Origin of the sequence: Chitinophaga sp. (genome assembly GCF_035564935.1) — a bacterium.
In the GTDB taxonomy this organism is placed as follows: domain Bacteria; phylum Bacteroidota; class Bacteroidia; order Chitinophagales; family Chitinophagaceae; genus Chitinophaga.
The window spans coordinates 1-15,301 of the sequence record NZ_DATMTE010001103.1 but is presented as its reverse complement, the minus strand read 5'-3'; the positions used below and the strand labels follow the sequence as shown (position 1 = coordinate 15,301).

Sequence of the window (15,301 nt, the reverse complement as noted above, 5' to 3'; positions counted from 1 at the left end):
TATGAAAGCAGTATTCCTGTATATCACATTGATGAGCCTGTGCAGTATGGTTGTTGCACAGGCTCCTTTAAATACCGCCCCAAAGGTGGTGCGTTATGATCTGTATGTAGGTGATACCATGGTACATTATTCCGGAAAAATGAGCCATGGGCTTGCTATTAACGGCACTATTCCCGGACCCACCCTGCATTTCACAGAAGGGGATACCGCAGAGATCTATGTACATAATACCCTGAAAGAAGAAACCTCTGTTCACTGGCACGGCCTTATCTTACCAAACCAGTACGACGGCGTTTCCTACCTTACCACAAGACCGGTAAAAGCCGGTGAAACACACCTGTACCGTTTCCCCGTTGTACAGCACGGTACTTACTGGTACCATAGTCATACCATGTTCCAGGAACAAAGCGGTATGTACGGCGCCATTGTTTTTCATGAGCGGAAGCCCGATAACGGGAAGGAATATACGTTGTTGCTGAGCGACTGGACAGATATACACCCGCATACGGTGAACAGGTACCTGCATAATGCAAACGACTGGTTCGCCATCAAAAAAGGATCGGTGCAGAGCTATGCCGAAGCCATACAGCATAAGCATTTCAAAACAAAAGTGACCAATGAATGGAAACGTATGAATGCTATGGATGTGAGCGATGTATATTACGAACGCTTCCTGTCGAACGGTAAAGAAACAGATGAACAACCACAGTTTAAAGCCGGCGATAAAGTAAGACTGAGGATCATCAATGGCAGCTCCTCCACTTATTTCTGGCTGAACTATGCCGGCGGGAAACTCACGGTGGTGGCCAATGACGGCGCAGATGTGGAACCCGTGGAAGTAGACCGGCTCCTGGTAGGGGTATCAGAAACCTATGATGTGATAGTGACCATCCCGGATAATATGCAGTATCAATTCCTTGCCACCGCGGAAGACCGTACCCGCTCTACTTCCCTGTGGCTGGGGCAAGGCATGAAGATGCCGGCAAAGCCGTTGCCGCGACTGAAATATTTTGAGGGAATGAAGATGATGAACGATATGATGAAGATGAACGGTAACCTCGATACCAGCACCGGTATGCAGATGAGCAACCAGGTAATGGATATGAATACCGTGATGTATCCTGAAATTACCGGTGGCGATAAGCCCATGGATCACAGCGCTCATGATATGCACAACATGCAGATGGACAGCGCAGCCGGCGATATTGTAACACTGAACTACGGTATGTTACGGGCGCCGGAAAAAACAACCCTGCCGGAAGGTCCCGTTAAGTTGCTGCATTTTGAACTAACCGGGAACATGAACCGTTATGTATGGAGTATCAATAATAAAGTGGTGTCCGAAACGGATAAAATCTTAATAAAGAAAGGTGAAATTGTACGGATTGTGTTGTTCAACAATACGATGATGCGGCATCCCATGCACCTGCACGGGCATTTCTTCCGGGTGCTGAACGGGCAGGGCGAATATTCACCGCTGAAAACAGTACTGGATATTATGCCCATGGAAGTGGACACGATTGAGTTTGCTGCTACGGAAAGCGGCGACTGGTTCTTCCACTGCCACATTCTTTATCATATGATGAGCGGTATGGGGCGGGTATTCAGTTATGAAGATTCGCCGCCAAACCCGGAAGTGCCCGACCCGGTGAAAGCGTACCGTATGCTGAAGAAAGATGACCGCATGTTATATCCCATGGCGCGCGTGGGACTGGAAAGCACCGGCAGCGATGGCGAGATTATTGTAGCGAATAGCCGTTACCGTTTGTCCACCGAATGGCGTGTAGGATTGAATGACCGTCACGGTTATGAGAGCGAAAGCCATTTTGGAAGATATCTCGGTAAAAACCAGTGGTTATTTCCTTACATCGGTTGGGATGTGCGTTACCGCAAAATGGATGAACCGGAGAAGAACCTCTTTGGACAGAAGAATACGAAGAACTTCAGGCAGGTGCTACACCTGGGGCTGGCATATACTTTACCCATGCTGATTGTGGCGGATGCCTCCCTGGATACAGAAGGTAAGGTGCGTGTGCAGTTAACCAGGGAAGATGTACCCATTACAAGGCGGTTGCGTTTTGGTTTTATGGTTAATACAGATAAAGAATATATGGCGGGGTTCCGGTACATTGTTACAAGGAATTTTTCCTTCTCCACGCATTACGACAGCGATATGGGGCTCGGAGCCGGTATCACGTTAAGCTATTAAAACATACAGTTATGGAACATCAGCATCAGCACAGCACAATGGAAACGGCGCATGACCATGCAGCGATGCAGCACGGCGGGCATCATGATCATCATGCCATGATGATTGCCGATTTCAGGAAGCGTTTTTATGTAGTGCTGGTGCTAACGGTACCGGTAATGCTGCTCTCAAAAATGATCCAGCATTGGCTGGGTATTTCTTTTACTTTTTCCGGAGATGCCTGGATATTGCTGGGATTGTCGTCTGTTGTGTTTATTTATGGGGGATGGCCTTTCCTGAAAGGCTGGTGGGAAGAAATGAAGGGGCGCGATCCCGGTATGATGACGCTGATAGGCTTTGCCATTACCGTGGCATATATCTACAGCGTGGCTACGGTATTTGGCTTGCCGGGTATGGATTTTTTCTGGGAGCTCACCACCCTGATCCTCATCATGCTGCTGGGGCATTGGATTGAGATGAAGTCGGTGATGGGCGCTTCGCGCGAACTGGAACTGCTGGTGCAACTGATGCCGGATGATGCGCACCTGGTACATGGCGATCATGTGATGGAGGTGAAAACGGAATCCCTGAAAGCAGGCGATGTAATTTTGGTGAAGCCGGGTGAAAAAGTGGCGGCAGATGGCACCATTGAGGAGGGAAGTACTTCGCTGAATGAAAGCATGCTTACCGGCGAATCAAAACCGGTACAAAAGCAACGCAATGATAAAGTAATTGCCGGTTCCATTAATGGCAACGGGGCTATAAAAGTAACAGTGGCGCATGGCGCCGCGGATTCCTATCTTTCGCAGGTAGTGAAGCTGGTGCAGGATGCACAGCAATCCAAATCGAAGACGCAACTGCTGGCAAACAAAGCGGCGCGCTGGCTAACGGTGATTGCCATTTTAGCCGGTATCGCCACTTTTTTATACTGGTGGTTAAGCGGGCGGGAGTTATCGTTTGCCATTGAGCGGATGGTAACGGTGATCGTGATCTGTTGCCCGCATGCGCTGGGCCTGGCGGTACCGCTGGTTGTTGCCCGGTCTACCGCCTTATCCGCGCGGCATGGGTTGCTGATAAAGAACCGGACGGATTTTGAAAATTCCAGGAAGATCACCACGCTTGTTTTTGATAAGACAGGCACCCTCACGGTTGGCCGTTTTGAAGTGGCCAGGTTTGAATCATTGCAGGCCGGTGTTCAGGGAGAAGAAGTACTGGCCATGGCTGCCGCACTGGAGGGAAGTTCGGAGCATCCTATAGCCACCGGTATTACCGCTAAGGCAAAAGAAATGCAGCTTACGCTGCCGCCCGCCGAAAATGTCACCGCGCTTACCGGTAAAGGGATCAGCGGGCGCATTGCGGGGAAGGAAGTACAGGTAGTGAGCCCGGGTTATGTGGCGGAACAACTGAAGGATGCCGCTACCACTGATATCCGGGCGGGAGAAACCCTGGTATACGTAGTACGGGACAACGCCGTGGCAGGCTTCATTGCGCTGGCCGACCAGGTACGGCCGGAATCAGCCGGCGCCATTGCCACCTTAAAGAAAAACGGGATCAAAACCGTGCTGCTTACCGGCGATAATAAGGTAGTGGCCGAAGGGGTAAGCAAAACGCTGGGAATGGACAGCTATATTGCAGAAGTATTGCCACACCAGAAACTGGATAAGATTAAGGAATTGCAGCAGCAGGGGGAATTTGTAGCCATGACCGGCGACGGCATCAATGATGCCCCCGCGCTGGCCCAGGCCAACGTGGGTATTGCCATTGGCAGCGGGAGCGATGTGGCGGCGGAAACAGCCGGGATCGTACTGGTGAACAGTAACCCGCAGGATGTAGTAAACCTGATCCTTTTTGGTAAGGCCACCTTCCGGAAAATGATCCAGAACCTGGCCTGGGCAACCGGTTATAATATTGTGGCGCTGCCCCTGGCGGCAGGCGTGTTATATCAACAGGGGATACTGCTGAGCCCCGCTGCCGGTGCGGTACTGATGACGGTAAGTACTGTAGTGGCAGCCATTAATGCCAGCCTCCTGAAAGTGAAAAATCCCGGGAAGTAAATAATCCGTAAATTGCAGTAGATTTATGCTTGTGATATACTGATTTACAACTGTATTGATTTGTCAGCTATCCCGCGAATGCCTCTCAAAATATAACCATATGAACATCCGTCAGCTTTTTCACCGTGTTGTGAACACCGGAACCTTCCGCCAGGAAGAGTCATTGGCCAGGGTGACCAGGATGGTCAATATCTTTTCCCTAATCACTACCACCCTTTGTCTTTTATTTGGCGCCGGCTGCTTTGCAGGTACCGGGAAAACGGACCTTTTGATCCCTGCCTGGACAGAAGCCGGTCTTTTCCTCGGCGTATTGCTGCTGAATGCCGTAAATAAGCCTGTTTTAGCCAGTATTGCCTTCGTGGCTATCAATAATATCGCCATCGTTTATTTCAGCGCCGTATTGGGCATGCTAACGGAAGTACACCTGTTGTTCCTGTTCCTGCTGGGTGCATCGCTCATGATTTTCAGAACAAGGGCGCTCGTAATTGCCAGCATTGTAGTGGCTGTATTATCAGTGATCGCCTGCGAGATCAATTATTATTATACATTTATTACGCCCATGGCCATGGGGCATCACCAGCAATTCATCATCCGCTGGATTACGCTTCCGGCTATCCTCCTGCTGGATGTAGCTACTATCTTCCTGTATGTAAGAAAACTGAAAACGCTCAATGTAAAACTGACAAAAGCTACCGACGAAAAAACAATTTTTGTAAGGGAAACCAGCCACGAGATCCGTAACCCGCTGAATGCAATTTATGCGATCAGCCAGGACCTGATGATGAAAGTGCATAAAGAAGACCGCTACAACGATATCCGCCCGGAAATAGAACACCTCTATTCCGCTACGCATAATGTTTTACAGATCATCAATAATGTACTGGCCATCTCGAAAATAGAAGGCGGTGCAGCACACGCCATTCATCCCGAAGCATTTAATATCCGCGAACTTATTTCCGATAAGATCATTGTATACCAGTATATCGCTGATCTGCGGGGAGTGAAGATCAGGACGGATATCCCGGAAGATATGCCGTGTTATATAGTGGCCGATAAAGGCAAGCTGACACAGGTACTGAATAACCTGTTGTTTAATGCGATCAAGTTTACCCGCACCAACAGCGTAATTTCCGTAAATGTTTTACAGGAAGGAACACAGTGGCAGTTTATAGTAAAAGACCAGGGCCAGGGTATTGCTGCGGCCGATCTGCTTACTTTGTTCACACCGTTTAAAGCAGGAAAAAGCCAATTTGAAGGAACCGGTCTCGGTTTGCCGATCACGAAGAAATATGTGGAGATGATGGGCGGGAAGATTTCCGTGACCAGCCTGCCGGAAGAAGGCACCACCTTTATTGTACGCCTGCCGTTAACAACAGCCCAGGCGCCCACCCAGGCACAGGGCGGCTGGATGGAGCTTACGCTTCACAAGGGATTGAAAAGCCTGGTGATCGATGATAATGAAATGAGCCAGCTGGTATTATCCAATTTCCTGCGCAGGCTGGGTTTTGCTACGGTAGTGGCAGGCAGCGGGGCAGAAGGTATTAACAAAGCAATGGATGAAAAACCGGATCTTATTTTCATAGATAGTTATATGCCGGGACTTAGCGGGAAGGATACCCTTCATCAGCTCCGTGATATACCTGCTTTAAAAAATATTCCGGTGATCGCCGTATCCGGCGATGCCTTCCAGGAGTCGATCGATGATATGCTGGGCGCAGGCGCCAGGGAATATATCTCTAAACCTATTGATTTGAAACTGTTGAACAGCACTGTGAACAAAGTATTGCTACAGTAGTTATGCATACACATACTGATAACGTGTTGTGTCTATGCCACTCCAGTCGATGTTGCCTTTCATCATTTGTCCCAGTGTTAAAATATACTGTTCCAGTACCGGTTTTACAGCGGCAGCGCATACAGCGGTGAGTACATCGGCAGTATTGTTAAACAGGGCCACTTCCGAGTTGTGGATTTTTGTAGCCTGTTCTACCGCCTGTTCCAGTGTGAGTTGCTGATGGTGTTTCAGGAGCATCACGAGGTTGAGTTCATCGCCCAGTTCCGATTCTTTTGAGAAGGAGTAGAGGTCGTTGGCCCAGCAAATGGTGCGGCTGCAATAGAGGCCCAGGCTTTTTACCTGCGGATTGGCCCGAAGGTCTGCCGGCAGGTGGATGGCATCCATCAGCGTAGCCAGTTCCAGGAAGAAATTGGCGCCACCGATCTGCGGGCGGAAACGCATGTAGTCTTTCAGCGAAATGTTGCGGGCGCTGTTTACATGCTGCATACGCCACAGGTTGGCTGTAAAGGCATCTTTCAGGCTGCGGGCGAACCGGGTTTGCCAGGAGCGGTTACTGATGCGGCGCATCCGCTGCCAGATATCGCTCATGGCCGCCAGCAACGGACCGCCCGTTTCCAGGGTAAATGTTTTGCCGGTTTGCAGGATCTGCATCATCTGATGCGCCATGCGCTCAAACCCGGTATTGAATTGGTTGGGCGCCAGCGCATCCAGGTGATCATCCCAAAGGAACAGCAGCGTGTTAAAATCGCTTGCAATGCATAAGGAAAAAAGTGGCGCATCCGGGAACATCCTGGCTACCATCCAGGTGAACTTCTGATCGTGATAGGCATTCCAGGAGCTTTCTTCCATGGCAAGATTAAAAGCACGGACCCACGCTGTGGTATGCGCATCCGCTTCGTGTACCAGCGGGTGCAACCGCTGGGGATAAGGACAGTAAAGTTCCGGGCCGGAATTGATTGTAAACATGATAAATTGTATTTAAAGTGAATAGATAAAAGTTGACGGCTGACAGGTGACTTGCGATTGCATACAAATTTATCAAACACTTTCACTGTTATGAACAAATAACCAGTTCAGCCGTTATAGTCAGGAGCAGATCATCAACCGTTATTTTAAATCAACCATTTTCAGTTAGTGAACAAATCGCACGCAATTCAGTCGGTCATAGCATAAATATTATCAACCTTTAAACTCACCTGTATGTGGACATGTTTACATTCCTCCAAGCGCGGAATACTTTCTTTATACCTGGTCCTATGTTGCGCTTCAGCAACCTTTGCACAAAACATTAAAGTCACCGGAACCATTACTTCCACAAAAAAGGAAGTCATACCCGGCGTTTCTGTATTATTGAAAGGTACTACAACAGGCAGCGTATCCGACGCAGCGGGCAATTATTCCATCAATGCACCCGCCAACGGGGTACTGATTTTTAATGCCATCGGTTACCTGCGGCAGGAAATTCCCATTAACAACCAAACCACCATTAATGTTACCGTGGTGGAAGACAACAAACAACTGGGAGAAGTAGTGGTAACCGCACTTGGTATCACCAAAGCCAAAAAGAGCCTGGGATTTGCCGCCACGGAGATCAAAGGCGCCGACCTTGCCATCACCAATGAAGTGAACCCCGTGAATGCCCTGCAGGGGAAAGTGGCCGGGGTACAAATAGACCAGGGCGCCGGCGGACTTTTCGGCAGCACCAAGATCCTGATCCGCGGTAACTCCACCCTGCGGAATAATAACCAGCCCATTTTCGTGATCGATGGCGTGATCATGGACAATGGCACCTTCGGAGGTACAGGGCGCGATTTCGGTAACGACCTGAAAAACCTGAACATGGAAGACTTTGAAAGCGTAACTGTGCTCAAAGGCTCATCAGCCGCGGCCCTGTACGGTTCACGCGCTATCAACGGGGTTATTCTCATCACCACAAAAAAAGGACATGAAAGAAAAGGTTTAGGCATTAACGTTAGCCAGACGTTCAATGTATTCGACCCTTATTCCGGCCCCGATTTCCAGAACGAATACGGGGGCGGTTCCGTAGGCGGTTTCTTTACCGATAACCGCGATCCCAACTATAAACCAACAGAGAACTGGAGAACAAAAGTATTTCCTACTGATCCGGCCACGGGTAAGCCTTACATCGACCGGCAGATTGGCCGCGAACTGGAAAACTGGGGTCCCCGCTTTGCCGGGCAGGATGTGATCAACTACGACGGTACTCCTACAAAATATGTAGCGCAACCCAATAACTTCCTCGATGCATTTCAAACCGGTCATGGATCGGCCACCAATATATCGCTGGATGGCGGTAACGACCGGTCCACTTTCCGCGTATCCTATACCCGCGACCAGAGTGAAGGTATTGTTGCCAAGAACAACCTGCTCAAAAACAGCGTGGAGGCGCGCGTAACGCATGTGATCAATAAATTCCTGAGTGCCGACGTAAGTGCCAACTACACTTATTTCACAGGAAGGAACCCGCCCCGCCTCGGTGGCCTGGATGCCTTTGCTTCCTATAACTTTGGTAAGCTGTTCACCTGGTTGTTACCACGTAACTATGATACCAGGTACTGGATGCAAAAGGATCATTATACCAGTGCACTGGGCGGTACGCCCAACCCGGCGGATCCCAATGAAACCAATAAGGTGCCCGAATCGAGATTTTGGTTTAACTTGTTTGAAAACGATTACTTCCAGAATGAACAAACCATCCGCGGCCGCCTTGCTATTACTGCAAAACTTACGCCCTGGGCTAACCTGGTACTGGAAGGCAATGTGAATAACCTGTACACCAAAAATGAAAACAAGGAACTGGGACAGGGACAGAACTTCACCGGCGGTTTGTATGGCCTGGGACATACCAGCAAAGAAAGCTACTTCTTTAAATGGATGGCCACCGTAAATAAAACGCTCACCAAAGACCTTGACCTCAGCGGGTACATAGGCGGTGAAACCCAACGTTTCCAAACCACCTACAACTACAGCGAAACGGTAGGCGGGCTCAGTTATCCCGGCAACTACTTCCTGGCTAACTCTGTAGAAAAGCCAAAAGCAGAAGGCGGGCTAAAAAGCAAAAAAGCATTCAACTCCATTTATGCCAGCGTGGACCTGGCCTGGAAGAACCAGCTGTTTGTACAGGGTACCTTCCGTGGCGACTGGTCCTCTGCACTTACCTATACCAATGGTACAGGTAACTACTTTTACCAGTACCCGGCAGTCAGCGTTTCCTGGTTGTTTTCCGAAACGTTTAAGCTGCCGGCATGGATCACCTTTGGTAAGCTGAGAGGTAATATAGCCGGCCTGGGTAATGATACCGATCCCTTTACCATTAACCCGGGATTTGCCTTTAACGGGTATACTTCTTCCGGTGGTATAGATCTGCCCATCTCTACCTACAGCCGCTATCCCGATCCGCTTACCGGTAAATTTATTGCACTGGTGCCCGATCTGAAGCCGGAGAGAAAAGTGGCCAAAGAGCTGGGTATAGAAATGCGTTTCCTGAAAAGTCGTATAGGCTTCGACGTATCCGTTTACCAGGATAATACCAAAAACCAGATCCTGGATATAGGCACCCCGCCGGAATCCGGCCTGGAGGGCATTATTATCAATGCCGGTAATATCCAGAACAGGGGATTGGAAGTAATGGTAGATGGAACACCGGTGAAATCCAAAGATTTTGAATGGAACACCAACGTCAATTACTCGCTCAACAGGAACCTGATCAAATCCCTGTACCCGGGCCGCACAGAGTACGACCTGAAAGCCAATGTAGGAGAGATCAGTACCTGGGCAATTGTAGGTAAATCTTACGGTACCCTTCGTACTACTATTCATTCAAAAGCTTACCAGGCCACTGATGCCAATGGCAACCCGATAGATGATCCCAACAACGGCAAGCCTGAACTGGCCTGGCGTTCCGATGCCCGTGCCGGGTTCCCCGCCCGCAGTAACACCCTGCAGGATGTGGGCGATATCAATGCTAAGTTCCGCGCAGGATGGAGCAATACTTTCCGGTATAAGAACCTTTCATTAAACGTGTTGCTGGATGGTAAATTCGGCGGCGATTTTGTATTGCTTACCTATCGTTATGGCACGCATACCGGCGTATTCCCCAATACCCTGCAGGGCAGGGATGCAGATCATGGCGGTATTACCTGGACCAGCAAGTACGATCAGCAAACCTACGATGACGGCATCATCCCCGATGGCGTATTTGCAAAGGGACAGATGGTAACCTTGCCCGACGGGCAACAGGTAAACGTGGGTGGTATGACCTACCAGCAGGCTTATGAAAAAGGGTTGGTAGAACCTACCCATGCGCCGCAGTTTTTTTACCGATATGGTTCTTCTTCTACCGGTGTTTCCGATTTCTGGATAAAGAAAAATTCATGGATCTCTTTGAGACAGGTGTCTTTAGCATACCAGTTTTCACCGGCCATTTGTAAGAAACTGATGCTGAATAATCTTAGCGTGGCGATTGTAGGCCGCGATCTGTTATACCTGTACAATTCACTGCCTTATAATTATAATCCTGCTTCCAACAATTCCAACAATACGGCATTCTCCGGGGAAGAAGGATTTCTGCCAATGGTACGCTCTATTGCAGGTACTATCAGGGTTGGCTTCTAAGGAAAAATAAATTGTACAAACAAAAAATCAAGATCATGAAAAATACATTGCATCAATATATAAAAACCGGTCTGTTACTCGCGCTGCTGGGATCCAGCTCCTGCTCTAAAAACTTCGGGGATATCAACACCAATCCAAGCCTGGTGTCGAAGCCGGATGTAAAGTTCCTGCTCAGTTATTCGGAAGATAAGATCATAACCTACCAGGGTACAGAATGGGTGTGGGAAAGCATGGAACAGCTGATGCGCTTTACACAGCATGTTACTTCCAGTCCGTACGAAATTACCAACAACGTAAACACGCGTTATAATAATTACTACCTCCAGATCCTTCCTAATTTATTTGAGATCAGGAAGCAGGTAGATGAAATGCCCAATAAAGACCAGTACCAGAAGGTTGCCATGGTCACTTATGTGTTGCAGGTACTTCATGGTTTGAAGGTAACGGATATGAACGGCTCCATTCCTTACTCACAGGCCATTGAAGGACGTTACCAGTCGCAATACGGACCCGTGTACGACGAGCAGCCAACACTGATGAATAACTGGCTTTCCCAACTGGATGCGGCCATTAAAGTGCTTTCAGATAATTCGCTGCCTGCGCAGGTGAGCTATGGTCAATCGGATATTTTTTACCAGAGCGACTGGGTAAGATGGGTGAAGCTGGCTAACACACTCAAACTTCGTATAGCCGCCAGGTTAGAGAATGCCGATAAAGCCAAATGCCAGGCCATTTTCCAGGAAGTGATGAAAGACGCCACCGGCCCCATTAACGATGATGCATCACAGGTGAAATATCTTAACAGCACCTATACGCCATTTGGCAATGGCGCTGATATAGATTACCGCAGCCGCCGTTATGCTACTACTTCCATTATGGCCTTCATGAAAAAAAGTGCAGACCCGCGTTTACCGGTATACTTTGAAAAGAACGACCTGGTAGGCGGTTACAAGGATTCGCTGGCGAAGTATAACGTTACATTGCCGGCTTTTATCAATCCCAATGATCCGCTGATCATGTACCAGGGCGGTCCGGCCGACTGGACCACCAATCCCACCGTGGCGGCTTATATCGGGAATGGATTTATTGTCAGCCAGTATACCAAGTACAACCTGATATCTGCTATTAACCGCCGGTTCTTTTCTCCGAAGCTGAACCAGGCCACCGGTAATTTCCTGGATGTATCTGTTACTTATGCGGAAACCTGTTTTTATATAGCAGAATTTATCCAGAAAGGATACGCAGGAGGCGTGGATACCAAAGGAACCGCGGAAGACTGGTATAACAAAGGCATTGCATCTTCCATTCAAACCATGAACGCCATTGCGGTAGCAGCAGGTTCCACCACCGCTTATACCGGTACCGGGCTCACAGAAATAGAAGCCTACCAGAACAACGCACAGGTGAAATTTAACGGTGTCAATAATCTTGAAAGGATTTATGTACAGGCTTTCCTGAGTATGTACCGTCAATCTAATGAGGCGTATGTATTTTGCAGGCGTACCGGGTATCCTAAAACCGGTTCCGCCTATTACGGCAGGGAAACCTTTAATGAGCTGATTCCACGCCGGTTCTGGCTAACAGACCCCGGGGAGGTAAACCGGGCCAACTGGAATGCAGCCATGCAGCAACAGGGCTTTACGCCTAATGCGCAGGATTTGCCCACACTCAGTTCGCAAAGGGTTTGGTATGATAAGCCGGCGCCGGATTTTGGAAAGGGGTTGTAATTCCCCGTTGTTTCTCAGCGGTCAGCTGCTCCGTTTAGGGGTAGCTGACCGTTTTTTTGCGTGTGAGTTACTTCCTGCATACTTCTCCGGTACTTCTCTGATGCTTAGGAGTCGTCTATGTGTAGCACTCTCCATACACTTCCCATACACTCTCCATACACTCTCCATACACTCCCCATACACTCCCCATACACTAAGCCCCGTAAGACCCCACCATTTTCGGCGGATTCCGGCAAAAAGCGGCAAAACCGGCGGTTTTGTTTTTGTGTCCTTCCACCATTGAGTAGTTTTGAATTGCAACCGGAGCATATACGTAAAAGTGAAGGATCTTATTCAGCCCTTAAACTTTTAACAGGATTCATCAATGCCGTTTGAATGGATTTATAACCTACCGTTAGCAGTACTACGGCGAGGGAAATAAAGATAGCCATAGCAAAAATGCCCGCACCAAAGTGAATGCGGTAAGCAAAAGTATCCAGCCAGCGGGTCATCATGTACCAGGCTAGAGGCGCTGCTATGGTAAAAGCGATCATGAGCATGTAAATGAATTCTTTGCCAAACAGCCATATAATGTTTTCCACGTTGGCGCCAAGCACTTTACGGATACCCATTTCCTTTGTTCTTCGTGTAGCCATAAACGATACCAGGCCATATAAACCGATACAACCAATGATAATGGAGATGATGGTAAATAACCGGATAAGCCGGAGAATAGTGGTGTCGGATTTATAAAGCTGTGCCAGCCTTTCGTCCAGGAAGGTATAATTGTAGATCTGCCTGGGGAAGGCTTCCTGCCATGCTTTTTCCAGTGATGGTGCAACAGATGCGTAATTGGTCATGTTTACCCTGACGGCGCAGTTGCCATAATGCTCAACCGAAGTGGTCAGGTAAACCGCATCGATAGGTTCGTGAAACGACCGGTTATGAAAATCTTTCACTACGCCTACAATCAGCCCGGTACTGCCATTGATAGTTGCTTTTTTACCCAGGGCATCGTTGTTGGAAGGCAGCTGTAATTTTTTTACGGCAGTTTCGTTGACGAGAAATTCCCGGATGGTATCGGAGGGGTAGAGATTACGGCCTGCCAGCAACGGGATCCCAAAGGTAGAAAGATATTCGGGATCAGCAGGTTTATAGTAAATAGAGAATTTTTCGCTTTCTGTGCGCGATGCGAACTGAATACCGGTAGACGGCGTTACTGATGCAGCGGGTGCATTACCACAGAAAGTAATTTTTTCCACGCCAGGGATCTGCGCCAGTAAAGAACGCAGGGTGCTTATTTTAGCAGGACTGTGTTCCGGTACAGGCAACATCACGATAGCATCTTTCCGGAAGCCGGGGTCCGACTCCATCGAATAGCGCATCTGGTTGGCGATCACAATGGTGCCGATGATGAGCAGTTGTGAAATGGCAAACTGTGTTACCACCAGTCCTTTTCTTACAGGCATGCCACCGGCTTTGTGCTGCATCACTTTATTTTTCAGCGCCTGTATGGGTTGAAAACCTGCAATGATCACACCCGGGTAAACGCCGGAGAGGAAAACGATCATGAGGAACAAAGCGGGCAGGAACAGCAGCTGGTAGCCGTTGTATGCATTGCTGATACTCAGCTTCACATCAAAGAGGTTATTGATATAGGGTAAGGCAAGCAGGGAAATAATGACGGCCAGCAGCATGGCTATTAATACGGTGAGACCGGTTTCCATCATAAACTGCAGGAACAGTTGACCGCGGTGGCTGCCTAATACTTTGCGTAACCCGATTTCTTTTGAGCGCCCCAATGCCTGGGCTATGTTGAGGTTTACGAAATTGATACAGCTGGTAATGATCAGCAGCAGGCCAATGAAAGCCAGTGCCCAGAGGCTTTTCTTTTCTATGACGCCTCTCAGTGCTGCATTAAAATGAACATCAGAAAGCGGTTGCAGTTTAAACCGGAATATGGCCGCTGTCTGTTTATCGTAGTGTTGCCGGGAGATGGCGCTTAATACCTTATCGTTTACATCCGCGGGCCGGACGCCTGGTTTTAACAGTACGAAGCATTGCATGTCTTTGCTCACGCTCATCCACCAGTCTTTTTCCACCATCCAGGGGGAATGGTTTTCCAGGTTATTAAAAGGAAAATAGATTTCCGGATGGAAATCAGTATTGACCGGCAGATTTTTTAATATAGCCGTTACCGTGAATTGCAGGGAATCATCGAGGTGAATGATTTTACCGATGGGGTCTGTTGTTCCAAAGTATTTTGTTGCCAGTTGCTGCGTGATAGCCGCTGTAAAGGGAGCTTTTAGCAGCGAGCTGCGGTCGCCGGCTGCCAAAGGAAAATTCATGATCTCGAAAAAGGCGGGATCGGCAAAAGCTATCTCTTCTTCAAACCTTCTGTCGCCCGATGTGGAGATAACCCGTTTCCCCAGGTTGGCTATCCGGGCTACTTTTTCGGCTACGGCAAAGTCGCGGTTGAATGCTTCCCCCATGGGAGAAGGAACGCCGGTATTCTGGCGTATTTTATCTTCATGGAACTCCGTGGTGATCCGGTAAATCCTGTCGTTGTTTGGATGAAACCTGTCGAAGCCCAGGTGATACCTGATCAGCGAAAAGATAAGAAGCAGGCAGGAAATGCCTAATGCCAGGCCACCTATATTGATAAAGGAATGCACCTTGTGCCGCTTTAAATTCCGCCAGGCGGACCGGAAGAAGTTTGTTATCATAGTAATGCGATCTGCGCCTGGTATCGTAAAAACGATGCCATTTAGATAAGCCTTCGTTTTTCAACTATTTTTGATGTGGAGATATTTTATATATGTTCGTTTCTGTACAGTTTTTGTCCGGTTTCAGTGTGGCGGCTATAAGGTAGCAGCTATCCTGTTAACCGTTTCTTTTAATGCGGTTAAAGAACTGGTGTTGC

7 protein-coding genes are annotated in these 15,301 nt (G+C 48.6%); 5 read left to right on the top strand and 2 right to left on the bottom strand.

All coding sequences use genetic code 11. From position 1 onward, the window contains the following. Window position 1 precedes the first annotated feature (1 nt). The 3 genes from VN105_RS28475 to VN105_RS28465 all read left to right on the top strand — a co-directional run bounded on the left by VN105_RS28475 (window position 2) and on the right by VN105_RS28465 (window position 6,037). A complete protein-coding gene (locus VN105_RS28475; protein WP_325646666.1) occupies window positions 2–2,209 on the top strand; it encodes a multicopper oxidase domain-containing protein in 2,208 nt (735 codons plus the stop codon). An 11-nt stretch (window positions 2,210–2,220) separates the two neighbouring features. Continuing rightward, complete coding sequence (locus VN105_RS28470; protein ID WP_325646664.1) at window positions 2,221–4,242, top strand: copper-translocating P-type ATPase; 2,022 nt, start codon at window positions 2,221–2,223, stop codon at window positions 4,240–4,242. A gap of 100 nt (window positions 4,243–4,342) precedes the next feature. Continuing rightward, window positions 4,343–6,037: a hybrid sensor histidine kinase/response regulator gene (locus VN105_RS28465; protein ID WP_325646662.1), complete on the top strand. Its 1,695-nt coding sequence runs from the start codon at window positions 4,343–4,345 to the stop codon at window positions 6,035–6,037. Here VN105_RS28465 and VN105_RS28460 read toward each other — a convergent pair whose 3' ends face one another. Further along, window positions 6,038–7,003 (bottom strand): terpene synthase family protein, encoded by a 966-nt coding sequence (locus tag VN105_RS28460; RefSeq protein WP_325646661.1) that lies wholly within the window; start codon window positions 7,001–7,003, stop codon window positions 6,038–6,040. 234 nt (window positions 7,004–7,237) lie between these two features. Here VN105_RS28460 and VN105_RS28455 point away from each other — a divergent pair, with 234 nt between their 5' ends. Continuing rightward, a complete protein-coding gene (locus tag VN105_RS28455) occupies window positions 7,238–10,672 on the top strand; it encodes a SusC/RagA family TonB-linked outer membrane protein (RefSeq protein WP_325646659.1) in 3,435 nt (1,144 codons plus the stop codon). Between the two features lie 35 nt (window positions 10,673–10,707). Continuing rightward, complete coding sequence (locus VN105_RS28450) at window positions 10,708–12,399, top strand: SusD/RagB family nutrient-binding outer membrane lipoprotein (protein ID WP_325646657.1); 1,692 nt, start codon at window positions 10,708–10,710, stop codon at window positions 12,397–12,399. 329 nt (window positions 12,400–12,728) lie between these two features. Here the strand turns inward: VN105_RS28450 and VN105_RS28445 are convergent, their stop codons facing one another. Continuing rightward, window positions 12,729–15,053: an ABC transporter permease gene (locus VN105_RS28445; protein ID WP_325646655.1), complete on the bottom strand. Its 2,325-nt coding sequence runs from the start codon at window positions 15,051–15,053 to the stop codon at window positions 12,729–12,731. Window positions 15,054–15,301 lie beyond the last annotated feature (248 nt).

Bases quoted from the DNA above. Each gene is read 5' to 3' on its own strand.
- VN105_RS28475 (WP_325646666.1), top strand. From the start codon at position 2: ATGAAAGCAGTATTCCTGTATATCACATTGATGAGCCTGTGCAGTATG.
- VN105_RS28470 (WP_325646664.1), top strand. From the start codon at position 2,221: ATGGAACATCAGCATCAGCACAGCACAATGGAAACGGCGCATGACCAT.
- VN105_RS28465 (WP_325646662.1), top strand. From the start codon at position 4,343: ATGAACATCCGTCAGCTTTTTCACCGTGTTGTGAACACCGGAACCTTC.
- VN105_RS28460 (WP_325646661.1), bottom strand. From the start codon at position 7,003: ATGTTTACAATCAATTCCGGCCCGGAACTTTACTGTCCTTATCCCCAG.
- VN105_RS28455 (WP_325646659.1), top strand. From the start codon at position 7,238: ATGTGGACATGTTTACATTCCTCCAAGCGCGGAATACTTTCTTTATAC.
- VN105_RS28450 (WP_325646657.1), top strand. From the start codon at position 10,708: ATGAAAAATACATTGCATCAATATATAAAAACCGGTCTGTTACTCGCG.